Source organism: Corynebacterium diphtheriae, assembly GCF_001457455.1.
Taxonomy (GTDB): Bacteria; Actinomycetota; Actinomycetes; order Mycobacteriales; family Mycobacteriaceae; genus Corynebacterium; species Corynebacterium diphtheriae.
This window is the reverse complement of the sequence record NZ_LN831026.1, coordinates 1,785,488-1,811,772: the sequence shown is the minus strand read 5'-3', so window position 1 is coordinate 1,811,772 and position 26,285 is coordinate 1,785,488. Positions and strand designations below refer to the sequence as shown.

General features: G+C 55.9%; 25 protein-coding genes and 1 pseudogene. 23 read left to right on the top strand and 3 right to left on the bottom strand.

The window, feature by feature from the left end; genetic code table 11:
• Positions 1-190 precede the first annotated feature (190 nt).
• From AT687_RS08670 to AT687_RS08570, 21 genes are all read left to right on the top strand, one after another.
• Positions 191-1,171 carry a malate dehydrogenase gene (locus AT687_RS08670; protein ID WP_014310721.1) on the top strand — a complete coding sequence of 327 codons (981 nt, stop codon included), beginning with the start codon at positions 191-193 and terminating at the stop codon, positions 1,169-1,171.
• Between the two features lie 94 nt (positions 1,172-1,265).
• Positions 1,266-3,974 (top strand): valine--tRNA ligase, encoded by a 2,709-nt coding sequence (locus tag AT687_RS08665; protein ID WP_003852470.1) that lies wholly within the window; start codon positions 1,266-1,268, stop codon positions 3,972-3,974.
• Positions 3,971-5,467: a bifunctional tetrahydrofolate synthase/dihydrofolate synthase gene (gene folC, locus AT687_RS08660; protein WP_014319258.1), complete on the top strand. Its 1,497-nt coding sequence runs from the start codon at positions 3,971-3,973 to the stop codon at positions 5,465-5,467. Before AT687_RS08665 ends, folC begins: the two co-directional genes overlap by 4 nt.
• Positions 5,464-5,877, top strand: coding sequence for a DUF4233 domain-containing protein (locus AT687_RS08655; protein WP_010935332.1), 414 nt, complete (start codon positions 5,464-5,466; stop codon positions 5,875-5,877). The genes folC and AT687_RS08655 overlap by 4 nt, the downstream gene beginning before the upstream one ends.
• Before the next feature lie 190 nt (positions 5,878-6,067).
• Positions 6,068-6,478, top strand: a complete 411-nt coding sequence (ndk, locus tag AT687_RS08650) for a nucleoside-diphosphate kinase (protein ID WP_014319257.1) — start codon at positions 6,068-6,070, stop codon at positions 6,476-6,478.
• 281 nt (positions 6,479-6,759) lie between these two features.
• A complete protein-coding gene (locus tag AT687_RS08645; protein WP_014319256.1) occupies positions 6,760-9,660 on the top strand; it encodes a translation initiation factor IF-2 N-terminal domain-containing protein in 2,901 nt (966 codons plus the stop codon).
• 174 nt (positions 9,661-9,834) lie between these two features.
• The gene (gene rplU, locus AT687_RS08640) at positions 9,835-10,140 is read left to right on the top strand and encodes a 50S ribosomal protein L21 (RefSeq protein ID WP_003852455.1); all 306 of its coding nucleotides are present in this window, start codon (positions 9,835-9,837) and stop codon (positions 10,138-10,140) included.
• A 40-nt stretch (positions 10,141-10,180) separates the two neighbouring features.
• Positions 10,181-10,447 carry a 50S ribosomal protein L27 gene (rpmA, locus tag AT687_RS08635; protein WP_003852453.1) on the top strand — a complete coding sequence of 89 codons (267 nt, stop codon included), beginning with the start codon at positions 10,181-10,183 and terminating at the stop codon, positions 10,445-10,447.
• A 161-nt stretch (positions 10,448-10,608) separates the two neighbouring features.
• Positions 10,609-12,135: a GTPase ObgE gene (gene obgE, locus AT687_RS08630; RefSeq protein ID WP_014302226.1), complete on the top strand. Its 1,527-nt coding sequence runs from the start codon at positions 10,609-10,611 to the stop codon at positions 12,133-12,135.
• A 3-nt stretch (positions 12,136-12,138) separates the two neighbouring features.
• The gene (locus AT687_RS08625; protein ID WP_010935328.1) at positions 12,139-12,390 is read left to right on the top strand and encodes a hypothetical protein; all 252 of its coding nucleotides are present in this window, start codon (positions 12,139-12,141) and stop codon (positions 12,388-12,390) included.
• Positions 12,391-12,410: 20 nt separating this feature from the next.
• On the top strand, positions 12,411-13,541 hold the full coding sequence (gene proB, locus AT687_RS08620) for a glutamate 5-kinase (RefSeq protein ID WP_014316980.1): 1,131 nt from the start codon (positions 12,411-12,413) through the stop codon (positions 13,539-13,541).
• A 17-nt stretch (positions 13,542-13,558) separates the two neighbouring features.
• Complete coding sequence (locus AT687_RS08615) at positions 13,559-14,851, top strand: glutamate-5-semialdehyde dehydrogenase (protein ID WP_014319255.1); 1,293 nt, start codon at positions 13,559-13,561, stop codon at positions 14,849-14,851.
• 23 nt (positions 14,852-14,874) lie between these two features.
• Complete coding sequence (gene nadD, locus AT687_RS08610; protein ID WP_014319254.1) at positions 14,875-15,561, top strand: nicotinate-nucleotide adenylyltransferase; 687 nt, start codon at positions 14,875-14,877, stop codon at positions 15,559-15,561.
• Between the two features lie 22 nt (positions 15,562-15,583).
• The gene (rsfS, locus tag AT687_RS08605) at positions 15,584-16,051 is read left to right on the top strand and encodes a ribosome silencing factor (RefSeq protein WP_003852440.1); all 468 of its coding nucleotides are present in this window, start codon (positions 15,584-15,586) and stop codon (positions 16,049-16,051) included.
• A gap of 6 nt (positions 16,052-16,057) precedes the next feature.
• Entirely contained in the window at positions 16,058-16,780 is a 723-nt protein-coding gene (locus AT687_RS08600; RefSeq protein ID WP_010935325.1) for a histidine phosphatase family protein, read from the top strand.
• A gap of 4 nt (positions 16,781-16,784) precedes the next feature.
• Complete coding sequence (locus tag AT687_RS08595; RefSeq protein WP_014319253.1) at positions 16,785-17,606, top strand: DegV family protein; 822 nt, start codon at positions 16,785-16,787, stop codon at positions 17,604-17,606.
• A 118-nt stretch (positions 17,607-17,724) separates the two neighbouring features.
• Positions 17,725-18,342 (top strand): ComEA family DNA-binding protein, encoded by a 618-nt coding sequence (locus tag AT687_RS08590; protein ID WP_014319252.1) that lies wholly within the window; start codon positions 17,725-17,727, stop codon positions 18,340-18,342.
• Positions 18,339-20,012: a ComEC/Rec2 family competence protein gene (locus AT687_RS08585; protein ID WP_014319251.1), complete on the top strand. Its 1,674-nt coding sequence runs from the start codon at positions 18,339-18,341 to the stop codon at positions 20,010-20,012. The genes AT687_RS08590 and AT687_RS08585 overlap by 4 nt, the downstream gene beginning before the upstream one ends.
• Positions 19,966-20,940, top strand: a complete 975-nt coding sequence (holA, locus tag AT687_RS08580; protein ID WP_010935321.1) for a DNA polymerase III subunit delta — start codon at positions 19,966-19,968, stop codon at positions 20,938-20,940. The genes AT687_RS08585 and holA overlap by 47 nt, the downstream gene beginning before the upstream one ends.
• A 10-nt stretch (positions 20,941-20,950) precedes the next feature.
• Positions 20,951-21,352: an ankyrin repeat domain-containing protein gene (locus AT687_RS08575; RefSeq protein WP_021335147.1), complete on the top strand. Its 402-nt coding sequence runs from the start codon at positions 20,951-20,953 to the stop codon at positions 21,350-21,352.
• Positions 21,342-21,980, top strand: coding sequence for a LysE family translocator (locus AT687_RS08570; RefSeq protein WP_003852427.1), 639 nt, complete (start codon positions 21,342-21,344; stop codon positions 21,978-21,980). Before AT687_RS08575 ends, AT687_RS08570 begins: the two co-directional genes overlap by 11 nt.
• Before the next feature lie 48 nt (positions 21,981-22,028).
• On the opposite strand, the gene rpsT is transcribed toward AT687_RS08570, so the two are convergent.
• From rpsT to AT687_RS12655, 3 genes are all read right to left on the bottom strand, one after another.
• Positions 22,029-22,292, bottom strand: coding sequence for a 30S ribosomal protein S20 (gene rpsT, locus AT687_RS08565; RefSeq protein WP_003852425.1), 264 nt, complete (start codon positions 22,290-22,292; stop codon positions 22,029-22,031).
• A 160-nt stretch (positions 22,293-22,452) separates the two neighbouring features.
• Complete coding sequence (locus AT687_RS08560) at positions 22,453-23,010, bottom strand: type II toxin-antitoxin system PemK/MazF family toxin (protein WP_010935319.1); 558 nt, start codon at positions 23,008-23,010, stop codon at positions 22,453-22,455.
• Between the two features lie 6 nt (positions 23,011-23,016).
• Positions 23,017-23,166: a hypothetical protein gene (locus tag AT687_RS12655; RefSeq protein ID WP_014311469.1), complete on the bottom strand. Its 150-nt coding sequence runs from the start codon at positions 23,164-23,166 to the stop codon at positions 23,017-23,019.
• A 107-nt stretch (positions 23,167-23,273) separates the two neighbouring features.
• Here AT687_RS12655 and lepA point away from each other — a divergent pair, with 107 nt between their 5' ends.
• Positions 23,274-25,121, top strand: coding sequence for a translation elongation factor 4 (gene lepA / locus AT687_RS08555; RefSeq protein WP_021335146.1), 1,848 nt, complete (start codon positions 23,274-23,276; stop codon positions 25,119-25,121).
• Between the two features lie 299 nt (positions 25,122-25,420).
• Positions 25,421-26,258, top strand: a pseudogene (locus AT687_RS08550) (Abi family protein).
• The last annotated feature ends 27 nt before the right edge of the window (positions 26,259-26,285 follow it).

The window sequence follows — 26,285 nt, the reverse complement described above, 5'->3', positions numbered from 1 at the left end:
CTACTTCACATGTGATGAAAAACTTAGGGGATGTGGGCAAGATTTTCTAAAATCGGGCAAGCAAAAATGAGCAGTACAGGTTACTCTGGATGGTGTTGTTTGACGCAGTTCACAACAAATGAATGCTTGATGTTGTTGTCATGTACGTTGTCGCTGCGATCGCGAGACTGAAATAAGGAGAGGATTCGAGATGACCGAATCAGTAAAGAAGATTGCCGTAACCGGTGCTGCTGGCCAGATCGCCTATTCACTGTTGTGGCGCATTGCTAACGGTGACGTGTACGGCAAGAACACTCCAGTTGAATTGCAGCTGCTGGAAATCCCGCAGGCAATTGGCGGCGCAGAAGGTGTTGCCATGGAGCTTCTTGACTCGGCCTTCCCATTGCTCAAAAACATTGTGGTCACTGATAAAGCAGAAGTTGCTTTTGACGGCACCAATGCAGCCTTCCTTGTCGGCGCGAAGCCACGTGGCAAGGGCGAAGAGCGTGCAGATCTGCTGACCGCAAACGGCAAGATCTTCGGACCACAGGGCAAGGCACTCAACGACAACGCTGCTGATGACATCCGCGTGCTCGTTGTGGGCAACCCTGCTAACACCAATGCTTTGATTGCACAGCACGCTGCCAAAGACATCCCAGCAGATCGCTTCAACGCCATGATGCGTCTAGACCACAACCGTGGTATCGCTCAACTGTCTGAGAAGCTCGGCCGCGACAAGAATGACATCGAAAAGTTCGTCGTGTGGGGCAACCACTCTGCAGGCCAGTTCCCTGACATCACCTACGCAACCATTGGCGGCGAGGCAATCTCCGGCTTGGTTGATCACGATTGGTACACCGGCGAGTTCATTCCACGTGTTGCTAAGCGCGGCGCTGAGATCATTGAGGTTCGCGGCAAGTCGTCGGCAGCGTCGGCAGCATCCTCTGCAATCGACCACATGCATGATTGGATCAACGGCACCGACGGCCAGTGGCGTACCGCTGCCATCCCATCCGATGGCTCCTATGGTGTCCCTGAGGGCTTGATCTTCGGCTTCCCAACCATCTCTGAGGATGGGCAGTGGAAGATTGTTCAGGATCTTGAGCTCAGCGACTTCCAGAAGGACGGCATCGTTCGCAACGTCACCGAGCTGGAAGAGGAGCGCGAGGCAGTCAAGGATCTGCTCGGCTAATCTTTTTCGCACTGTTGTACAACGAGAGCCCATCGCACGCATTGTGGTGGGCTCTCGTTCAGCTTCACATCAAAAGACAGTTAAGATAGTCCCCATGACTAATCGCGCTGACAAACTCCCAAAGTCTTGGGACCCACAGGCAGTTGAAAAAGACCTCTATGAGGGCTGGGTAGAAAAGGGATACTTTACGGCGGATCCATCGAGCTCCAAGCCGGCGTTTTCCATTGTTTTGCCTCCTCCGAATGTGACGGGTCAGCTGCACATGGGGCACGCGTTGGATCACACGCTTATGGATGGCATCGCGCGTCGTAAGCGTATGCAAGGCTATGAGGTCTTGTGGCTTCCTGGCATGGACCATGCAGGTATTGCCACCCAGACCAAGGTCGAAGCAATGCTCAAGGAAACTGAAGGCAAGTCCCGTTGGGATTACAGCCGTGAAGAGTTTATCGAGCACGTCTGGGAATGGAAGCGTAAGTTCGGCGGCACCATTGGCACCCAGATGCGTGCTATTGGTGATTCCGTTGACTGGTCGCGTGAGCGTTTTACTCTCGACGAAGGCCTGTCGCGTGCGGTCCAGACCATCTTCAAGCAGATGTATGACCGAGGCATGATTTATCAGGCGAACCGTCTTGTTAACTGGTCGCCGATCCTAGAAACCGCTGTCTCCGACATCGAGGTCGTGTACAAGGACGTCGAGGGCGAGCTAGTCTCTATCCGCTACGGTTCGCTTAACGACGACGAGCCGCACGTGATCGTGGCTACCACTCGTGTAGAGACAATGCTTGGCGACGTAGCCGTGGCTGTCCACCCAGACGACGAGCGCTACGCCGATCTGGTTGGTACCACCTTGCCGCACCCATTCCTGCCGGATCGTCAGATGATCGTTGTTGCCGACGACTACGTGGATCCAGAATTTGGCACCGGTGCCGTTAAGATCACCCCAGCACACGACCCTAACGACTACGCATTGGGCCTTCGCCACAATCTGGACATGCCGAACATCATGGATGCTACCGGCCACATTGCTGGCACCGGCACCCAGTTCGACGGCATGGATCGCTTCGAAGCGCGCGTGAAGATTCGCGAGGCGCTTGCGGAGCAGGGCCGCATCGTTAAGGAAGTTCGTCCTTATGTTCACTCCGTGGGTCACTCCGAGCGTTCCGGTGAGCCTATCGAGCCACGCCTGTCTTTGCAGTGGTGGGTCAAGGTGGAAAAGCTTGCCACCATGGCTGGCGACGCCATCCGCGAGGGCGATACCGTTATTCACCCTAAGTCGTCCGAGCCACGCTACTTTGACTGGGTCGATGATATGCACGATTGGTGCATTTCTCGTCAGCTGTGGTGGGGACACCGCATTCCTATCTGGTACGGCCCAGAAGACGCTGAGGGCAACCGCGACATCGTCTGCGTTGGCCCTGATGAGCAGCCACCGGCAGGTTATGAGCAAGACCCCGACGTGCTGGATACGTGGTTCAGCTCGGCGCTGTGGCCATTTTCTACCATGGGGTGGCCAGATAAGACCCCTGAGCTGGATAAGTTCTACCCAACCTCCGTCTTGGTCACCGCTTACGACATCCTGTTCTTCTGGGTGGCCCGCATGATGATGTTTGGCACCCTTGCAGGTGAAACCACCCCAGAGATCCTGGGGCAGGGTACCGACGGTCGCCCACAGATTCCATTTAACGACTTGTTCCTCCACGGGCTTGTGCGCGATGAGCAGGGCCGCAAGATGAGTAAGTCTTTGGGCAACGGCATTGATCCAATGGATTGGGTGGAGCGCTTTGGTGCTGATGCCTTGCGCTTTACTTTGGCCCGTGGCGCAAACCCAGGTGTTGACCTGCCAGTGGGTGAGGATTCTGCACAGAGCTCTCGTAACTTTGCTACCAAGCTGTTTAACGCCACCAAGTTCGCACTGATGAATGGTGCGGAGGTGGGCACGCTGCCGGAGCGCAGCGAGCTGACTGACGCAGACCGTTGGATCCTTGATCGCCTTGAAGAAGTCCGTGTTTCTGTTGACGACTACTTCGACCGTTACCAGTTTGCCAAGGGTAACGAGGCGTTGTACCAGTTCGCATGGGGTGAGTTCTGCGACTGGTACTTGGAGATCGCCAAGGTGCAGATCCCACGCGACATGGAGGCAGCATCTGCACAAGAGCAGGCTCGTGGCCGCAACACCCAAATCGTTCTGGGTCAGGTGCTCGATGCGTTGCTGCGCATGCTGCACCCAGCAATGCCATTCGTCACCGAGGTGCTGTGGAAGGCGTTGACGGATGGCGAGTCCCTCAACGTTGCCGAGTGGCCTACGGCTGCTATGACCAACGGTGGGGTTGCAACCGATGAGGTGGCAGCACGTCGCATGGCTGATGTGGAAAAGCTGGTCACTGAGATTCGTCGTTTCCGTTCTGATCAAGGTGTGAAGCCTTCTCAAAAGGTTCCAGGTGCTGTGGACTTTGCTGCTGCTGATCTGGCAGCACAAGAAGACCTCGTGCGTTCTCTTGCTCGATTGGATCAGCCTGCGGAGGACTTCGCGGCGTCGGCAAGCATTGAGGTGCGTTTGAGCCAAGCCACCATCGAGATTTCCGTGGACACCTCGGGAACCGTCGATAAGGAAGCAGAGCGTAAGCGCCTAGATAAGGACCTCGCAGCAGCGACCAAGGAACTCGAAACCACCGCGAAGAAGCTCGGCAACGAGTCTTTCTTGGCCAAGGCACCAGAGGCCGTGGTGGCAAAGATTCGCGAGCGTCAGCAGATCGCCCAAGAAGAAGTGGCACGTATCAGTGCACGTCTTGAGGAGCTGAAGTGAAAGACGAGGATCTCCACCTCGGAGAAGTCTCCCTGAACGAGACTGGCCTATCGCTGCCTATCGACGTCAACGCGGACACCGAAGCACCCGCCCCGCGCGAGATCACGGCCGATGACCTCATGGATTTGGCCACCGTCGAAGCGGAGCTGGACCAGCGCTGGTCCGAGGTCAAAATTGACCCCACGCTCGAGCGCGTGGAGATGTTGATGGATCTGCTGGGTCATCCAGAACATGCGTTTCCGGCTATTCACGTAGCCGGAACCAACGGCAAAACATCGACGGTACGCATGATCGAATCCCTCATGCGTGCTTTCCACCGTCGCACGGGACGCACCACCAGCCCGCACCTTCAGCTGGTCACCGAACGCATTGCTATCGACGGCCAGCCGATCCACCCACGTGACTACGTACGTACGTGGAACGAGATCAAACCCTATGTGGAGATGGTCGACGCTCATTCTGAGGCCAACGGTGGCCCCAAGATGAGCAAGTTCGAAGTGCTCACGGCCATGGCCTACGCTGCGTTTGCAGACGCACCAGTGGACGTTGCAGTGGTGGAAGTGGGCATGGGTGGTCGCTGGGATGCCACCAATGTGATCAATTCTGATGTTGCTGTGGTTATGCCCGTGGGGCTGGACCACACTGATTTTCTTGGAGATACCATCGAGAAAATCGCTGCTGAAAAAGCTGGCATCATCAAGTCCCGTTGGGATGCCTCCGACCTGCTGACCCCGCCGGATAACGTCGCTATCGTTGCGGAGCAAGATCCCGCGGCGATGAACGTGATCCTTGAACAGGCCGTGAGCGTGGATGCTTCTGTGGCGCGCGCCGGTGTGGAATTTGGGGTGATGGATGCTGCTATCGCGGTTGGTGGTCAACAGATCAGTATTCGTGGCCTAGGTGGCGAGTACCCTGACATCTTCTTGCCACTTTCTGGCGAGCACCAAGCCCGCAACGCAGCGACCGCCTTGGCTGCTGTGGAGGCTTTCTTCGGTGCGGGTGCTGGCCGCCAGCTAGACCTTGATACGGTTCGCGAAGGTTTTGCTACCGTGCAGTCCCCAGGTCGTCTCGAGCGGGTGCGCACTGCTCCCACGGTATTTATCGACGCTGCCCACAACCCTCACGGTGCTGCCGCATTGGGCAAAGCCTTGGAGCGTGACTTCGATTTCTCGCGCCTCATTGGCGTGGTAGCAGTGCTTGGCGACAAAGACTACGTGGGCGTGTTGCGTGCCCTGGAACCTCATCTATCCGAGATCGTGGTGACCACCAACTCCTCGCCACGCGCTCTTGCTGCCGACGACCTCGCCGAGGAAGCACGCAACATCTTTGGCGAAGAACGCGTGCACGTGGCGTACTCGCTGCCGTCGGCAGTCGAACTGGCAGTGGAACTCGCCGAAGATACCGAGGTGCAATCCGGTTCCGGTGTAATCGTCACAGGCTCTGTGGTCACTGCGGGTGAGGCCCGTACCCTGTTTGGAAAGGACCCCGTATGAGTGATGAGCAATATGGACCGTTAGGTCCAGGACATGCGCCGGTGAAAGACCCCATGAAAGGTCTTCGCGGAGTCATGGCTGGAACGATGATGATGGAGGCCATCTCCTTCTATCTCGTTCTCACCGTGATCCTGCGCGTTGATAACGGCGCATATTGGACCACTCCAAACTGGGTGTACGTTACTGCGGTATCCACCGTGATGTTGCTATTGTCTTTCCTCCAAGGAAAGAAATGGGCGCTAGGAGCGAACATCGCTATTCAGGTGTTTGCGCTGGCGGGATTTTTCGTCCACGTGTCCATGGGCATCATGGCCATCGTGTACATCGCAGTGTGGTGGTACTTGCTGTACCTGCGAAAGAACCTCATTGAGCGCATGAAGCGCGGGTTGCTCACCACCCAGCATTTGTAGTTAGTTCACCGGCTGTACGAACACGGAATAGTCCTTACCGTGCAGCTGGAATGAACCTAGGACGGTAAATCCTAGGAGTTGGCATTATCGACGGCTGCAATCGCACCGAAATGCGGGCGTGCTAGGCGTTCTACTGGGGCAAGAAGTGTGATTGTGAACGCCGCCGTTGCGTTGGCTACACTATCCAACCATGACTGAACGTACCCTGATTCTGATCAAGCCAGACGGCGTTGAGCGCGGCCTCATCGGTGAAATCATCGCCCGCATCGAGCGCAAAGGCCTGAAATTCTCCGCTCTTGACCTGCGCGTTGCAGACCACGAGACTGCTGAGAAGCACTATGCAGAGCACGCTGACAAGCCATTCTTCGGTGAGCTGGTGAACTTCATCACCTCCGCACCACTGATCGCTGGCGTTGTTGAGGGCCCACGCGCTATCGAGGCATGGCGCCAACTTGCTGGTGGCACCGACCCAGTTGCTAAGGCAACCCCAGGTACCATCCGCGGCGACTTCGCTCTTGAGGTGTCCACCAACGTGGTTCACGGTTCCGACTCCCCAGAGTCCGCCGAGCGCGAGATCTCCATCTGGTTCCCTAACCTGTAAAAAACACTTACTTTGAGGGAGCGTGCACACCCCGTGCATGCTCCCTCTTTGCTTTGTGAGCAAGCATGCCTGAACTTTTCGTCACCGATGTGTCACAATGGATAATTGGTAAGACATCAGCGAGACGAGCTCGCTGTGATAAACGCCAAGATTTTTACAACTAAACATCAAAAAACCACGAGCTGTTCGAGCTGTCTGTGCGGCGGCGGTGCCTCTGAAAGAGAGCATCAGCGCCCGGATCATCAACGGCTGTGGGCGAGAAGTATCAGGAGAAAAGTTCTGTGGCTGAAAAGTCCAAGAAAACAACCAAAAACCAAGCTGTATCTTCGCCGATTGGCCAAGCGATAGCTGCATTGGATCGCTCGATTATCGGCGAAAAAATCCGTGTGCACATTCTGGCCAAGCAGCTAGGTGTTGCATCTAAAGAGCTCATCGCGCAGTTGGCAACCATGGGACTGAAAAAAGTAGCGCAGTCGACGTTGAGTAACCAAGAAGCTAATCAGCTGCTCGACTCTTTCGTTCCAGCGCAACCGGAAGTAGATGAGAAGTTGCGCCACCGCGTGGAAAAGAACGTGGAAAATGAGATTGCGCAGATCGAAGCCAAGGTCAACCGCGACTTGGAAGAAGCGGCGGCGAACGAGCATCGTGTAGTGGATTCTGAGGAAGAGAAGCTGCGCTACCGCGTGGAAAAGAACGTGGATAACGAGGTCGAGCAGATTAAGCGGCAGGTTGAGCGCGAACTAAGTCAGCGTTCGGTGGAGGTAGAGGACCTCCACGAGGTTATCGAGTTCGAAAAAGAAGCGGAGCCGCTCGAGGACGTTGAGCCGGAATCTGCACCTGCGCCGGCGAGCGTGTCCTATAGCGTTCCGCTGTTTATCGCGCCCACGGTCGTTGATAAAGAGCTCGAAGAAGTAGAAGACGACGAGGATGGGGAAGACGACACTGACGACGACTCCACTCACGCTAAGCGTCGTCGTCGCGGTCGTCGTGGCGCTGGTCGTGGCAAGGGTGCAGATGACTCAGCTGAGATTGTTGAAACAGAAGATGCTGACGAGCACGAATCCGAAGAAATCACCGAGCCAGTAGGTATTAAAGGCTCCACTCGTTTGGAAGCACAGCGTCGTCGCCGCGCGGAGCTGCGTGAAGAGTCGAAAAAGAAGCGCCACATCGTTTCTGAGGCCGAGTTCCTAGCACGTCGCGAATCTGTCACGCGCACGATGGTGGTACGTGAGCGCGATCGTGTAGACCACCATGGCATGGTGACCCAAGTTGGTGTGCTTGAAGATGGAATGCTCGTTGAGCACTTTGTTACCAGTGAGGCCCAGGCCTCGATGATCGGCAACATCTATCTTGGTCGCGTGCAAAACGTCCTGCCCAGCATGGAAGCTGCCTTCATCGACATCGGAAAGGGTCGCAACGGTGTGCTTTACGCGGGCGAGGTGGACTGGCGTGCCGCAGGCCTTGGTGGGCGAGGCCGTCGTATCGAGCAAGCCCTGAAATCCGGTGACCAGGTGCTCGTCCAAGTTGCTAAAGATCCTATTGGACACAAGGGTGCTCGCCTTACTACGCAGATTTCTTTCGCGGGACGCTACTTGGTGTACGTTCCTGGTGGACGCACTGCAGGGATTTCCCGCAAGCTTCCAGCTCCTGAGCGTAAGCGTTTGAAGGAAATCCTCAAGGAGGTCGTGCCTCACGACGGCGGTGCCATCATCCGAACTGCCGCCGAAAACGTTTCTGCAGAGGCGATCGGTGCAGACGTCAAACGCTTGCACAAGCTCTGGGATAAGATCCAGCAGCGCACCGAGGAAGAAAAAGCTTCCAAGGGTGCCAAGCCGGTGACCATGTATGAAGAGCCCAACATGCTCGTCAAAGTGGTGCGTGATCTCTTCAATGAAGATTTCACCTCCTTGGTTATCGATGGTGATCGTGCATGGAACACGGTTCACGCGTATGTGCAGTCGGTTGCCCCAGACTTGTTGGATCGCTTGGTGCGTTTTGACCGCAGCGAGCATGAGGGACGTGACGCCTTCGAGGTGCACCGCGTCAACGAGCAGATTAAAAAGGCACTGTCACGAAAGGTTTGGCTGCCATCTGGTGGCACCTTGGTGATCGACCGCACCGAAGCCATGACGGTGATCGACGTGAACACAGGCAAGTTCACCGGTGCGGGCGGAAACCTCGAAGAGACCGTGACCAAGAACAACCTGGAGGCCGCAGAAGAGATCGTTCGCCAGATGCGTCTGCGCGACCTCGGCGGCATGATCGTGGTTGATTTCATTGACATGGTTTTGCCGGAAAATCAGGACTTGGTGCTGCGTCGCCTCACCGAAGCGCTAGGACGCGACCGGACGCGCCACCAAGTATCCGAGGTGACGTCGTTAGGCCTCGTCCAGATGACCCGCAAACGCTTGGGCACTGGGTTGCTTGAAACGTTTGCTACCGAATGCCCACACTGTGAAGGCCGTGGTGTAATCATCCACGACGATCCCGTCGAGCAGCGCGATGCCGATGTGGCAATGGAAAAGTCTCATCGTGCTCGCAATGAACGCAAGAAGAACAAGAACCACACCCCATCCGAGCATCCGGCGGCCGTTGCCATGCACGAGGAAAAGAAGAAGGTCAGTATCGAAGACCTCGTCGCCGCAGTGGTAATTGAGGACGATCCACAGCCAGAGCCTGAAGTGGCACCAGCTCCTGCCGACGACGACGTGATGAACATCGTTAGCGCTGCGCTGGATCGTGCTTATGAGGAGGATCCTGACGAGCCTTCCGGATCGGACTATTTGCCGCTAGAAGAAAAGCCACAGACTTATGCCGAGGCAGTGGAAGAGTTTGAGCGTTCTCCACGCCGTAAGCGTAAGACCCGTGGCAATTCCGTCTCCGATGTGCCGCCGCGCAAGGCAGATTTTGAAAAGCCAGAACCTGAGGTTGTCGTGGAGAAAGTAAGCTCGCGTGGTCGTCGTCGAGCTGTGCGACGCACGGTAGTGGAGGCTACCCCCGAGGTGGTAGCGCCAACGGAAACTGTTGAATCCTCCCGTGGTCGCCGTCGCGCTGTGCGTAAGAAAATGTCTGCTCAGCCAGTGCAAACGGAGCCGGTAGTGGAAGACAAGCATGAGGTTTCTGCATCATCTCAGGGTGGTCGGGGACGCCGTCGTGCTTCACGACGCGCACCGCGCCGTTAACTCAGTTTGTCTTTTGCGTGTGTTAAAGGGTAGTCTTTGACAGTCGCTGTTTTAGGCCAGATAGCCGTATGTGTTTGATGCTTAAAACGCAAATGTAAAAACGTAAGTCCAATTCAGTCTTGTGGGCACAATGCTTACAAACTGAGCCGAGTATAGATAAGGGGTAGCCCTCGTATGTACGCGATCGTCAAGACCGGCGGCAAGCAGTACAAGGTTGCCGAAGGTGACTTCGTCAAGGTCGAGAAGATCGAGGGTGAGCCGGGTTCGTCCGTGGCTCTCACCCCGATTCTGCTCGTCGATGGCGCAGATGTAACCACCAAGGCAGCTGACCTCGCTAAGGTGAGCGTCACCGCTGAGATCGTAGAGGCCGTTAAGGGCCCTAAGATCAAGATTCTGAAGTACAAGAACAAGACCGGTTACAAGAAGCGTCAGGGACACCGCCAGCAGTTGACGGTTCTCAAGATCACCGGCATCAAGTAAGCCTCACCGGCTTCATATTTCCTGAAGGAGGGAAAACCACATGGCACACAAGAAGGGTGCATCAAGCTCCAGCAACGGTCGTGACTCTGAGGCAAAGCGCCTTGGTGTTAAGCGATTCGGTGGCCAGCAGGTCAACGCCGGCGAGATCCTCGTTCGTCAGCGTGGCACCAAGTTCCACCCAGGTGAGAACGTCGGACGCGGTGGCGACGACACTCTGTTCGCACTGAAGGCAGGCGCTGTTGAGTTCATCACCAAGCGCAACCGTCGTCTGGTCAACATTGTTGAGAACGAGACTGTAGACGCCTAAGTCTTACATCATTCTCTTTACAGCACCCGGGCAGCATTTCTGATTTGTCAGAAGCTGGCTGGGTGTTTGTGTTTTTACTCAGCATTTTTTACTAAGCTATGACTCACACATGGGTGAGTAATGCTCCTCGGGGGAGCAATAAAGGAAGGCAACAAACACTAATGGCACGTTTCGTAGACCGCGTGGTCCTACACCTTGAAGCAGGCGACGGCGGCAACGGCTGTGCTTCTGTGCACCGCGAGAAGTTCAAGCCCCTCGGCGGCCCAGATGGTGGCAATGGCGGACACGGCGGCGATATTATCCTCACCGTCTCCCCACAAGCACATACCCTCCTCGATCTGCATTACCGCCCACACCTGAAAGCCCAGCGCGGTGCTAACGGTGCCGGCGACCACCGCAACGGTGCTCGCGGCCAAGACCTCGTATTGGAGGTCCCCGCTGGCACCGTCGTCATGAGCGAATCAGGTGAGACGCTTGCCGATCTCACATCCCCTGGCATGACCTTCATCGCAGCCAAGGGCGGCTTTGGTGGATTGGGCAATGCAGCACTGGCCTCCGCTGCGCGTAAGGCACCAGGCTTTGCTCTCAAAGGTGAACCCGGCGAACAACACGACGTGATCCTCGAGCTGAAGTCCATGGCAGACATCGGTTTGGTGGGATTCCCTAGTGCAGGTAAGTCCTCGCTGATCTCTGTGATGTCTGCTGCAAAACCAAAGATCGGCGATTACCCATTTACTACCCTGCAGCCTAATCTCGGCGTGGTGGACATGGGCAATGATGCCTTCACCATTGCCGATGTTCCTGGTCTTATTCCTGGTGCTTCTCAGGGTAAGGGGCTTGGCTTGGACTTCTTGCGCCACATTGAGCGCACGGCCGTGCTGGCGCATGTGGTAGACGCTGCAACTCTTGAGCCTGGTCGTGATCCGATCTCCGATATTGAGGCGCTCGAGGAAGAACTCGCAGCGTATCAATCGGCGTTGGATGAAGACACCAGCCTAGGTGATCTGCGTGAACGCGCCCGTATCGTTATTTTGAATAAGGCTGATATTCCCGATGCCCTTGAGCTTGCAGAGTTCCTCAAAGAAGACATTGAGGAGAAGTTTGGCTGGCCGGTCTTTATTATCTCTGCGGTTGCCCGCAAAGGCCTTGATCCACTGAAATACGCGATGCTGGATTTGGTGCAGCAATCTCGCAAGAAGCGCCCGAAGCAAAAAGTGGAAGAGCGTATCGTGGTCCGCCCGCAGGCTGTGGATGCCCGCAAGAAGAACAAAGACTTTGAGATCCTGGAGGATCCACAGGTCGAAAACGGCTACCTCGTTGTTGGTGAGAAACCGGAGCGCTGGATCATCCAAACCGATTTTGAAAACGACGAAGCCGTGGGCTACCTAGCGGACCGCCTCGCACGCATGGGTGTGGAGGATGCGCTGTGGAAGAAAGGGGCGCGTGCAGGCTGCACCGTGACCATTGGCGAGGTGTCTTTCGAATGGGAGCCCACCACTGCAGCGGGCGTGGAAGTCCAGATGTCTGGACGTGGTACAGATATGCGCCTCGAGCGCAATACGCGTGTCTCGGCACAAGAGCGTAAGCGCGCGTCTCAGGTTCGCCGTGGTCTTATCGACGAATACGATTTCGGTGATGACCAGAAGGTCACCCGCGAATCCGCAAACCGCGATCGCTGGCAAGGCTAGCAGATGATTAAAGCAGCGTGGACGTTGTACGGTGCGGCCGTAGCAGTTTTCCTCCTCGGAGCTGTCTCTGAAGGTTGGTTACCTACTTCTGTCCGCGCTGCTTTTATTTGGCTGGTGCCATTATTGGGGTGGGGTAGTGGCGCCGCTTGTGCCTACCGCGCACGCACGCGTCGTATGTGGATCGTGGGGCTCGTGCTCTTTTGGGTGTGGATCCCCTTGGTCTTTGGGCTAGGAACATTGTTGCTGGGGCCTTAAAGCCTCTACCATGGCAAGGTATGAATGCCCAGCACAGTAGCGCCGATCTGCGTGACGTGATTAGAAACGCTAAGCGGATTGTGGTCAAGATTGGTTCTAGTTCACTGACCGGCGAAAATTTTGAGGTTTCTCCGGGTCGTATCGACCGCATTGTGGAGGCTCTAGAAGATCGTATGCGGCGCGGTTCCGACGTGATTGTTGTATCTTCTGGTGCTGTGGCTGCTGGTATGGCTCCATTGGGGTTGACTTCGCGGCCGAAGGATTTGGCAACAAAGCAAGCTGCTGCCTCGGTGGGGCAGGTGCATTTGGCTAATGCGTGGGGTAATAGTTTTGCCCGTTATAACCGCACGATTGGCCAAGTGCTGTTAACGGCCTCCGACGCAGGCCAGCGGGATCGTGCGCGTAATGCGCAGCGCACTATTGATCGCTTGCGGTTGCTACACGCAGTGCCGGTTATTAATGAGAATGACACGGTTGCAACCTCTGAGATGCACTTTGGAGACAACGACCGCCTTGCCGCGATTGTGTCGCACCTAGTGTCCGCGGACGCATTGGTGCTGCTCTCGGACGTAGATGGGTTGTATGACAAAAACCCTGCGGATCCTTCGGCACGATTTGTGTCTGAAGTCAGAGACGGCAACGACCTGAAAGGTGTGATCGCAGGCGATGGTGGGGCCGTGGGGACCGGTGGCATGGCGTCGAAGGTGTCGGCTGCGCGGTTGGCGTCGCGAAGCGGCGTGCCCGTTTTGTTGACCTCCGCTGATTATGTGGCCGAGGCGCTGGGCGATGCTGAGGTGGGTACGGTGTTTTACCCCAAGGATGATCGCCTATCGGCGTGGAAGTTTTGGGCGCTGTACGCTGCAGATACTGGCGGTGCATTGCGTATCGACGCCGGCGCGGTCGCCGCAGTCACCGCCGGCGGAAACTCCCTGCTGGCCGTGGGAATTACCGAGGTCATTGGCGATTTCCACGCTGGTGAGATCGTGGAGATCCTAGGCCCAGAAGGTGAGATCATTGGTCGAGGTGAGGTGGCCTATGATTCCGCAGTGCTCACCACCATGCTGGGCAAACAAACCGCGCAGCTGCCCGAGGGTCTGCAACGTCCCGTGGTCCATGCTGATTATCTTTCCGATTACGCGTCACGCGCGTAAAGCTTTAGGTACGGTAAATGCTTATGAATAACGCCGATGTACGGTCCCAAGAACGCGAGCAGGTCATGGTATGTGCACGTGCCGCTCATCGTGTAGCGCCGATTGTTGCCCAATTGACCAGCGCTGATAAAAATGCGGTGCTTCTTGCCACTGCCTCGGCGTTGGAAGAAGCGAGCGCTGAGATTATTGCCGCGAACCAGCGTGATATTGACCAAGGGCGCGCGCGTGGGCTGAGCGAGGCCTTGATCGACCGTTTGAGCCTTGATAGCGCCCGCATTGCAGGTATTGCTAGCGGTTTGCGTCAGGTGGCAGCGCTGAGTGATCCCGTGGGGGAGGTTGTAGGCGGCAGCGTCATGCCCAATGGTATGCAGATGCGTAAGGTCCGTGTCCCGCTTGGCGTGATGGGCATGGTCTATGAGGCCCGCCCTAACGTGACGATCGACGCTTTCGGCTTAGCGTTGAAGTCCGGCAACGTGGCGTTGCTGCGTGGTTCGAAGTCGGCGCAGCATTCGAATGCGGCGTTGGTTGCGGTTGTGCATCGTGTGCTTGAAAGCCATGGATTACCGCGTGAAGTGGTTCAGTTGCTGCCTTGTGAGACACATGAAAGTGTCCAGGATTTGATTACGGCACGCGGGCTTGTCGACGTCCTCATCCCGCGCGGCGGTGCCGGCCTGATCGAAGCCGTGATGACCAATGCGACGGTTCCCACCATTGAAACGGGCACTGGAAACTGCCATTTCTATATTGATCGGGATGTCAGCGACTTAGATCAAGCGATCGCCATGTTGCTTAACGGTAAGACGCGTCGCTGTTCTGTGTGTAATGCAACGGAAACAGTGCTGATCGATTCCGCGTTGGATTCCGCAGATCAGTTGGCGATTATCACCGCCTTGCAAGACGCTGGTGTTACTGTGCACGGCGATGTAGCTCAGCTAGAAGCCGTGGGGGCGTTGGGAATCGTTCCTGCTGAGGAACATGATTGGGCAGAGGAATACTTATCGCTTGATATTGCGTGTGCGCTGGTTGATGGTGTGGATGCCGCGATGGAGCATATTCGCACCTATAGCACCAAGCACACTGAGGCGATCGCGACCGGCAACATTGTGACTGCCCAGCGCTTTGCAGATCGTGTGGATGCGGCAGCGGTGATGATTAATGCGTCGACAGCGTTTACCGATGGCGAGCAGTTTGGTATGGGTGCAGAAATCGGAATTTCTACCCAAAAGCTGCATGCCCGCGGCCCGATGGCGTTGCCGGAGCTGACCACCACGAAGTGGATTGTCCAGGGCACGGGTCAAACACGTCCGTAGTGCACTGCTAGAATTTCACGGTTATGACACTGCCACGCCAACCCAGCCGCATCGGCATCATGGGTGGAACCTTCGATCCGATTCACCATGGGCACCTCGTTGCTGCAAGCGAGGTTGCGGCACGGTTTGATCTGGAACTGGTGGTTTTTGTTCCCACTGGCCAGCCGTGGCAAAAAGTCGATCGCGAGGTTTCTCCGGCGGAGGATCGTTACTTAATGACGGTCATTGCTACGGCCTCCAATCCGCGTTTTACGGTCAGCCGAGTAGATATTGATCGCCCAGGTGCGACCTACACCATCGATACCCTGCGAGATCTGCGCTGCGCCTACCCCGATTCGGAGTTGTTCTTCATCACAGGTGCTGATGCCCTAGGCCAGATACTTACGTGGCGGGACTGGGAAAAGGCGTTGGAGATCGCAACCTTCGTAGGCGTGACACGTCCAGGTTATGTGCTAGAAGAGGACATGCTGCCTGCGCAGTATCACGATCGCGTGAAATTAATCGAGATCCCTGCCATGGCTATTTCGTCCACGGGGTGTCGTCGACGCGCCAAAGAAGGGCTGCCGGTGTGGTACCTAGTTCCCGATGGAGTGGTGCAATACATCGCAAAACGACAGCTGTATCACCCAAGCGGAGTAGATGAGAAACGTAATCCCGCGGGTGCGGCGGCATCACGGTTAGCTTTTGACCGCGATAACGTGGAACAATAGCCACGATAAGAAAGGATCTTTAGTGACTGCTACGCACGACACCATTCGCTTGGCCGAGATCGCTGCCAAAGCCGCAGCGGAGAAGCTGGCTACCAACATCGCGGTTATCGACGTCTCTGACGTGATGGCTATTAGCGAGGTCTTCGTTTTGGCTTCCGCAGACAACGAGCGCCAAGTGCGTTCCATTGTGGAGGAGATCGAGGACATGCTGACGGCTGAGGGCGAAGAGCCTAAGCGTCGCGAAGGCAATCGCGAGAACCGTTGGGTTCTGCTCGACTACGGCATGCTGGTCATCCATGTTCAGCGCAACACCGAGCGTGACTTCTACGGTCTTGACCGCCTGTACCAAGACTGCCCTTTGATCGAGGTCGAGGGTATCGACACCATGGCGCGCCCAGAGGAATGGGCTCAGGACGTGGATGTTCGTACCGTCGAGTCCCTCGATGAGATTCCACTTGCTGGTGAAGAACCAGCTGACGAGGAGTTTTAATCCATTATGTCCCGTCGCCTCATTGTGCTGCGCCACGGCCAAACCGAATACAACGCCACGAAGCGTATGCAAGGACACTTGGATACTGTGCTGTCGGATGCTGGTTGGGCGCAAGCAGAAGCGGCGGCGGATTTTCTTGCCACGTTGCCGATCGGCAAGATCGTCTCTTCTGATCTCGCCCGCGCCCATGACACCGCTACTGTTGTAGGTCAACGCCTTGGCGTAGACGTCTCTACTGACCAGCGCTTACGCGAAACCAATCTGGGGGATTGGCAGGCGAAGACGCATGAAGAGGTAGACGAACACTATCCCGGTGCGCGTGCGTTGTGGCGTCACGACGCCACCTGGGCGCCACCTAACGGCGAATCCCGTATCCATGTTGCGCAGCGTGCCCGCGCAGTTGTCGACGAGCTCATGCGCGACTATGACGAATGGGATGATTGCAGCGTGCTGCTTGTTGCCCACGGCGGCACCATTAGTGCACTGACCTCTAGTTTGTTGGGATTGCACCAAGAGCAGTATTCGCTGATCTCTGGGCTGGGGAACACCTGCTGGGCGCAGCTGACCGCGCGGCCACGCTTCCACGGTGCGGCTTCAGAAAACGCCGAAAAAGAGGCTGCGGATTACGTCGATCAGCTCTCTGCGCGTTTTACCCCGCAGACGGTGACTGATGCGCAGTGGTACCTCGAAGGCTGGAATATGGGCGTGGCGTTAGGAAGCAACCTTTAGCGCTATGGCTGTTCGCATTGTCACGGATTCCTCGTCGGGATTGCCCGCGGAGATAGCAGAGGAACTGGGGATCACGGTGGTGGATTTACATCTTGTGACCTCAGAAAACCAGGTCAGTACAGCAGGGTTGTCTGCGTTAGAGCTCACCGCTGCCTATGCGCGCCAGCTTGAGCGTGGTGGCGACGCCGGCGTGGTGGCCTTGCATCTTTCCAAGGAGTTATCGTCTACGTGGTCCGCTGCACATACTGCGGCCGCCGTATTCGATGGAACGGTTGACGTAGTAGACACCCAGTCTGTGGGAATGTGTGTAGGTGCTGCAGCAATGGCTGCCGCGCGTCTAGCTCAAGGCGGGGCGAGCCTGCGGGAGTGCGCAGACATGGCGCGCGATACGTTACGACGCTCTGAAACATGGTTGTATCTGCATCGTATGGAAGAGATGCGTCGTTCTGGCCGGATCACCACGGCAACAGCTGTGGTGTCAGCAGCGCTAGCCACCAAGCCGATTATGCAGCTGCGCGGGGGCCATGTGGAGCTTGCCGTGAAAACTCGCACGCAGTCCAAAGCATTTGCACGCTTAGTAGCCGTGATCTCTGATCGCTGCGCTGGCGAACCTGCCTTCGTGGCAATCCAACATCATCAGGCGTTAGAAGCAGCACACTCACTGCAGTCTCAGTTGACTGCGGCGCTGCCCAAGGGCTCAAGCTTCATGATTATGGACATGGACCAAGCCTTAAGCGTTCATTGTGGTGTAGGCGCACTGGGAATCTCGGTGGTTTTTAGCAGCTATTCCGATACTGCTCCCACAGATTTGTCAACCACCTCCTAAAAGTTATCCACAGATGCCCCGCGCAGCGGGTGCCCCCGACGCAGTTATCCACAGGTTTATCATGACTGCGTCCCGAGCAACGTGAGGTCGTATCTCCTCGTAGTTAGTGTCGGCGTGTATGAAACGCGTACTTCAACGACTAGGACAACTAGCAGCACCTACTGGAACCGAAGACCTGATGGTGGTGGAATACCCGCGGCAACGTCGTCTCGAACTCAGCCGTACACACAGTGTCATCGGCGCCGGCGTTATTGTTGCCGTGATTGCCATAATTTTCCTGCTGCAGCCCGCACCGCCTGCGCCTGCCCCTGCGCCTGTGGCCGCTGCTGAGACGAGCACGCCGGAGGTCGTAGTCTCAGTCGTGGGGGAGGTGCACACTCCAGGTCTGTATACCTTCGCGCCGGGTGCCCGTGTTGCCGACGCACTCCAAGCAGCAGGCCCTGTAGACCCAGCACATATCCTCGGCCTTAATCAGGCAGAAAAGCTTGTCGATTCTTCCCAGATCGTTGTGGGAGGTCCTTCCGAACCAGTGCCCGCCGCCGATGGCCGCGTTCGCCTCAATAGCGCTACCGTGGCCGAGCTTGAGCAGCTGGATGGAATTGGCGCAAAGACCGCGGCTGCTATTGTTTCTTATCGTGATTCCCATGGTGGATTTGGCAGCCTCGAAGAATTACAAAAGGTCAAAGGAATAGGTCCTGCCAAATACCAAGCAATAGCGCAGGACCTTGTGTTGTGACAGAACTGCGGCTGGTACCCAGCGCTCTTGTGGTGTGGGGGTGTACGTGGCTATGCCTGTGGCAGCGCACTATCTGGTGGCCGCTGATCGCCTGCGCGGTTGTAGCAGTAGGGCTTGCGATCTGGCAGCCTGCGCAGGGGTTTCTTGCTGGATGCATGGGCGCTTGTGCTACGGCAATAACCACAATGCACATCACTCGTGTGGACATGTGGCAGTGGGGAACTACTGTCGCATTAGAGGTGGTTACTCCTGTAAAACAGACTGCTAGCGGCTGGATCTTTCGCGCCCACATGCACGGTTTTCCCGCCGAAGTACCTGTGCTCAGTAAAACCCAGCCCAGCGTTGAGCCAGGCGATCACGTGATGGTCACTGGTACGGTTTCCCACAGTGGATCTATAGGGCTTAGCGACGCCCTCCTGCGCGCCGAAGGTCCCATCACCGTGGTCAGCCCGCCCACGGGGTGGAGCGCAATCAGCACGCACATCACGCAGCACTTCCAACAGCTTGTAGCAGCCCACACTGACGGACACGCCACTGGCCTTATTCCCGCCATGGTGTTAGGCGATACCTCTTTGCAATCAGTGCAGAATGTTGAACTCTATGCCACCACCGGTCTTGCGCACCTTTCTGCAGTCAGCGGTGGCAACGTCGCCATTGTCACCTCATGGACAGCCGCACTCGCGGCGGTCGTAGGCCTAGGGCCGCGACAGCGAGTAATAGCCAGCATGCTAGCGCTTGTCTGTTTTGTCGCCGTCGTTGGAACTGAGCCTTCGGTACTACGCGCAGCTGTCATGGGCATGGTCGGTCTTGTAGCAGTGCTCACGTACACCCGCACTCCCACAATTCACGCACTAAGCATTGCGATCATTGGGCTATTGCTGTGGGATTGCTCCTTAGCAACGCACTTTGGATTCGCATTATCCGTGGCTGCTACCGCAGGAATCATAACGCTCTACCCAGCGATTTACCGCAGCCTCGCCATTGTGGACGTGACCCCCAACATCGTGGTGCGAGCATTGGCCATTGCCATCGCCGCTGATATATCCACCATGCCCATCGTCATGCTGATGTCTGGAAAAATATCCGCCGTCTCCGTACTTGCCAACCTTTTAGCCGCACCGGTTGTACCGATTATTACCCTCATTGGCTTACTAGCAGTTTTATCCAGTTGGCTTCCTGTCGTACCCAGCTTCCTCATCAACATCATCGAACCCTGCGCCGACTGGATCGGATTGGTTGCTACCATGCTCGGCGGCCACACCTGGACCAGCATTGACCAGCCTTTCCCAGAGTCCCGCGGACTGTCTACTCTTTGGGCCATACTCGGCGCTATGTGGTTGCTTACTGGGTTCGTCGTTAAGCCCAAACTTACGCTGGCAACAATAAGTTGTGCCATGGTCGCCACAATCTGGTGGCAGTACACGCCCACCGTCCCCACCACAGAGCTCAATGTTGTCACCGTCGCTGAGGAAGAGGAAATAGCAGGTAAAACCGCAGAGGTCTTCGTCGTTACGCAACGCTCCCGCCGCACCCGCGAGACAATGACCACCGACGGAACACCCGTCTACTATGCAACCGTGCCGGATCGAATCAGTACCGACCGCATATGGCACGATAGACACCATGGGTCAGCAACTTCTACCAGTGCACCTCGTAGTTGGCGACGATGAATTCCTAGCCGAACGCGCACGACACAGCATCATCGCAGCCATCAACAAAACCATTGGCAGCGACGTCCCCGTGACCACACTTCGGGCAGGCGAAGTCAACGCCTCCGAACTCATCCAACTCACCAGCCCGTCGCTCTTCGGCGAAGACCGCATCATTGTGCTGACCAACATGGAAGATGCTGGCAAAGAACCCGCGGAACTCGTCCTCAACGTTGCCGTAGATCCAGCACCAGGAATCTACCTCATCATCGTGCACTCCGGCGGCGGACGGCAAAAAGCACTAGTACCCAAACTCAGCAAAATCAGCCAAGTCCACGAAGCCAACAAACTCAAACCCAAAGACCGCGTGGGCTGGGTCACCAACGAATTCAAACGCCACGGAGTACGCCCCACCCCAGACGTGGTCCACGCCCTGCTCGAAGGTGTAGGATCCGACCTCCGCGAACTCGCCTCGGCCATCGGCCAGCTTGTTGCTGACAACAATGGCGACGTCACCCTCGCCACCGTCCGCGACTACTACGTGGGCGTTGCAGAAGTCTCCGGTTTCGACGTGGCAGATCTTGCCTGCTCAGGACAAACCCAACGCGCCGTCGCCAGCGCGCGCCGGGCTTTACAGTTGGGTGTTTCTCCAGTGGCCTTGGCGGCTGCGCTGAGCATGAAAGTTAGCGCTATCGCGCGGTTGTATTCCACACGAGGGCGTATTGACTCCCGCAAACTCGCAGGAGAGCTGGGCATGCACCCCTTCGTTGTTGAAAAAACCGCCAAAGTTGCGCGCATGTGGACGGGTAATGCTGTGAGCCAAGCGGTGATTTTGATGGCGGATGTGGATTCCAGTCTTAAGGGCCACGGCCTCGATGGCGAACTCGGCGGTGACCCCGACTACGAAATCGAGGATGCTATCCGCAGGATCTCCGAGCTCGCAGGCTAATCTAGAAGGCGTGAATCAATCCGAAATTCCACAAGACGTGCAAGAACTCGTATCCCAGTTGTTTGACATGGCACGTCGTGGCGATACAGAAACCCTCGCCCAGTACATCGATCATGGTGTCGACGCTAATCTGCGCAACCAAGACGGTAACTCCTTGCTGATGATCGCGGCTTATTCCGGACATTATGCATGCGTTGACATGCTTGCTGACCGCGGGGCTGATGTCAACGCCCTGAATGATCGTGGTCAGTCGCCGCTGGCAGGCGCGATTTTTAAACAAGAGCCAGAAGTAATCGACTCCTTGCTGCGCCATGGTGCAGACCCCACCGCCGGGCAACCAAGCGCTATCGACACAGCACGGATGTTTGGCCGTGAGGATCTCGTCGAAAGGCTTCACGCACGTGGGGCTTAGCCAATTACTTACCCTCGTGGGCCTCAACGTGGTGGGAATGCTTACCCCTGGCCCTGATATTTTCCTTGTTACCCGCATTGCCACCAAGTCGCGTCGCCATGCGTACGCCACTGTGGCCGGCATAGCCACTGGATTATTAGTGTGGGTCACGTTGACGGTTTTCGGCGCAACGGCCGTGCTCACCGCGTACCCCTCGGTACTTAGCGCTATCCAACTCGTGGGTGGTACGTGGCTTTTATGGATGGGTACGAAATTGGTGCGGGTGGCGCGTCGCCAGCTGGGGGAGGGGGTTGCGGTTGCCTCGACTATCGACGCTCTCCTGGGAACCCCAGCACAGTGTTATCGCCAAGGACTAGCCACCAACCTTTCGAACCCTAAAGTGGTGTTGTATTTTGCGGCGATCATTGCACCGTTTCTTCCCACGAACCCGAGTTTGCTGACTGCGCTGTCGGTGATCGTGGTGATTGTGTTGAGCAACCTTGTGATGTTCTCACTGTTAGCCACTGTCATTAGTACCAATGCGCTGCGGCGGGCCTTTTTGAAGGCTGGGCCGTGGATTGATCTGGTTGCCGGTTGTTTCTTCATCATCGCTGGTATCGGGCTTATCATCGCAGCTACCCGCTCATAGATATAAAAAATCCCGCCCTGTGACAACAGAGCGGGATTTTGCAATAGCTTAGGCCATCTTGTTCAGAGCGTGGGCCATGTTGGACTTCTTGTTAGCCGCATTGTTGCGGTGGAAGACGCCCTTGGTCACGGACTTGTCCAGAGCACGGGAAGCAACGCGCAGCTGAGCCTCAGCAGCAGCTTTGTCGCCGGCAGCAACAGCGGCACGGAACTTGCGGATCTCGGTGCGAACTGCAGAGCGGATAGCCTGGTTACGCTGACGAGCCTTCTCGTTGGTGAGAATGCGCTTCTTCTGGGACTTGATGTTTGCCATGGCAAATACCTCTTAGTTTCTCGTTGTGTCTTCATCCTCAAGCTGGCTTATAACCTGCATAAAGCATGAAAGCGGACCCAAGGTCCTGACCGCCGTTGCTTTGTGCACTCAGGGTAGAAGAACATGAATGTGGACAACGAGGGGATATGCTACCACAGTTTTAGGCCCAGCCGAAGTCTGATCGCAGGCGCTGAGCAATTCTTTCAAAGCGGCGATTGGGGATCACCGCACCGGAGCGTCGAATATCTGATTCAGGAACGGAGATGATTTTATCCAGCCGGACCCAGCTTTGGCGCCCTTGGTCATTCCACGGGCCGGTGCCGATATCTAGCCAGTCACTCTCTTCGCGATGTGCCTCGTTGGGAGAAGTAATCAGTCCGAGGATGTGATCGTTGTGGCGTCCGACGACAACAATGGAGCGTTCTTTGGGGTGATTATCGGCATCGCATTCGGGGGACCAAAACCACACCACCTCTCCTGGGTCTACGTGGCCGTCCATGTTGGGGGCGTAGAAGACTGTGCGTGCGCAGTCTTGAGTGCGTTTAACACAGCAGGAGGATTGGTGCCGTGGGCTGCGTGGTGTGCTGTGGTGATCGTGCAGCCCAATTCGGGAGCTTAGCCTGCTGAGGCCGCGTTCGAGAGGTGTCTCGGATTCTACGGTGAATGACGCGGCTACCTTGCGTAAGAATCGGTTACGCACGCGATCTTTCATGCCCATGGTTATTTACCCTATCAGCGGTTCTGCAATCGTGCTGCACGAACGTGCGCGGGAGACGTCGATAAGCGTTGCGTTGTCGGAGAAATCGGCGCTGGCTTCCCCTGCATCCACGTGTCCGACCGCTGCGCCGACACCGGTAGCAGCAATGAAGAGCACATCGGCGATAGGGTCGATGGTGTGGGGGTCGTGTGTGGTCGGGGATGGGCGAAAAGTCGGGTAATGTAGGAGGGACTGTCTTGAGAAAGGTACGAGTAAAAACAACCATGGCCGAAAAATTCGCGGAGAAGACGTTCACGGATCCACAGCAGATCCGAAACTTCTGCATCATTGCACATATCGACCACGGTAAGTCCACGTTGGCTGACCGTATTTTGCAGCTGTCTAATGTTGTAGACGCACGCGACATGCGCGACCAGTACCTCGACAACATGGACATCGAACGCGAACGCGGCATTACCATCAAGGCCCAAAACGTCCGACTGCCATGGATCCCACGTACTGGCCCCTACGCTGGCGAACAGATCGTCATGCAGATGATCGACACCCCAGGTCACGTGGACTTCACCTACGAAGTCTCCCGCGCCTTGGAAGCTTGCGAAGGAGCAATCCTGCTTGTCGACGCAGCCCAGGGCATCGAAGCTCAAACACTGGCCAACCTCTACCTGGCCATGGAAAACGACCTTGAGATCATCCCTGTTTTGAACAAGATCGACCTGCCAGCAGCCGATCCCGAAAAATACTCTCTGGAAATCGCCAACATCATCGGCTGCGAACCAGAAGACGTACTGCGCGTATCCGGAAAAACCGGTGAAGGCGTGGAAGAACTCCTCGACAAAGTCGCCGAGCTCATCCCCGCACCAACCACCGACTACCCAGACGACGCGCCCGCCCGCGCCATGATTTTCGACTCGGTCTACGACACCTACCGCGGCGTAGTCACCTACATCCGCATGATCGACGGTAAACTCGCCCCACGCCAAAAGATCAAAATGATGTCCACCGGTGCCGTCCACGAACTCCTCGAAATCGGCATCGTCTCCCCAACACCAAAGAAGTGCTCCGGCCTAGGCCCTGGCGAAGTAGGCTACCTGATCACCGGTGTGAAAGACGTGCGCCAATCCAAGGTTGGTGACACCGTCACCTGGGCACACAACGGCGCCGAAGAAGCACTCCAAGGCTACGAAGAGCCCAAGCCCATGGTCTACTCGGGTCTGTTCCCAATCTCCCAGGCGGACTTCCCAGACCTACGCGACGCACTAGAAAAACTCCAGCTTAACGACGCCTCCCTCACCTACGAGCCAGAAACCTCCGTAGCACTCGGCTTCGGCTTCCGCTGCGGCTTCCTCGGCCTGCTTCACATGGAGATCACCCGCGACCGCCTTCAGCGCGAATTCGACCTTGACCTCATTTCCACCGCACCTTCGGTGAACTACCGCGTTGTAGCCGAAGACGGCAGCGAACACCGCGTGCACAACCCATCCGACTGGCCAGCAGGCAAACTGCGCGAAGTCTACGAACCCATCGTGAAGACCACAATCATCGTGCCTTCCGACTTCGTAGGCACCACCATGGAACTATGCCAAACCAAACGCGGCCAGATGGACGGCATGGATTACCTCTCCGAGGACCGCGTAGAACTGCGCTACACCATGCCACTCGGCGAAATCATCTTCGACTTCTTCGACCAGCTGAAATCCCGCACCAAGGGCTACGCATCCCTCAACTACGAAGAAGCCGGCGAACAACTCGCCGACCTCGTCAAGGTAGACATCTTGCTCCAAGGCGACCCAGTGGACGCCTTCTCCGCCATCGTCCACCGCGACAACGCCCAGTGGTACGGCAACAAGATGACCAAGAAACTCAAAGAGCTCATCCCACGCCAACAATTTGAAGTGCCCGTCCAGGCGGCCATCGGCTCCAAAGTGATCGCACGTGAAAACATCCGTGCCCTGCGCAAAGACGTTCTCGCCAAATGCTACGGCGGCGACATCTCCCGAAAGCGCAAACTGCTAGAAAAGCAGAAAGAAGGCAAGAAGCGCATGAAGAACATTGGTTCCGTTTCCGTGCCACAAGAAGCCTTCGTTGCGGCATTGAGCACCGACGAAGGGTAGTTGCTTTTCGACGCACCCCCGCCTCCGCATGAGCGTTCTGCTCAACGTGGAGGCGGGGTTTCTTTGTTATCAGTGTTTTCGCTTGAGATGAAATACACAAGATAAACAAGATAGTAAAGGATACATAAGCTCGGTATGTGGAGTAGTACGAAACGACTTGTAGCTCAATTCCCCCTGAAATAAGGGCGGCCTTTATTATGATGACCAGCGATTTCTTCCGATTTTTAAGAATCTCACTTATTCACTGTAAACTTGCGCGTACACACACCACACCCTCTCGCAATGCAAATTGTGATGGTGTGGTTTTCATGTATATAGGTACAGTGATGGTAGAAAAATACAATAAACCGCACTTAACTTTCGGGGATCAAGCTGCACAGCTGCAACTTCGTGGTCTTATTATTAACAACCCAGGTGACTGCATCGGGGCGTTAGAGAAGATCGGATATTACCGTCTTCCAGACGTATTGGTATCCGTTCCGAAAGATAAAACCAAAAGCGTCGCGAACAACTCCGTTCAACTATAGGTTGGATGAATTTGAGCCTAAGCACACTTTTGAAGAAGCGGTAGCACTCTACCGCTTTGATGAGTCTTTGCGCCGTCTTCTCCTCGAGGCGCTTGGAGTCATCGAAATCCAGCTTCGAACAAAAATAGCGTATTTTGCGGGAAAACAGGACCGCTTTATCCATTTAAAACGTGAACTTCTAGATCCAATTGCATGTTGTCGCGTGCCAAAGAACAGCACACAAGATTCCTACCAGATTTGGCCACATAAGTATCACAAGCAAATCAAAAGAGCTGACCGGGAGGATTTTATCCGTCATTATCAAGCACGCTACGGGAAAGATATCCCAATTTGGATTGCGACAGAAATACTTGATTTTGGCGGTGTTTCTAAGCTTTTCGATTTTTTATCGAAACAATTAAAAAATCAGATTGCTCTTTCGTTTTGTGCAAAGGAAGGCACAGTTGTTGCTGGTTGGATTAGGAACTTTAACTACATTAGGAATGTCAGTGCTCACCATTCAAGATTATGGAACCGACTAGTAATTACACGAATTCAAGCACCAAACCGAAATGTTGTTGATCCAGGTATTTTCCATCTTGCGGATGTGAAAAACCGGAAGAGCCACTAAACGGGGGTATTTCGAAGGATTTTTCTC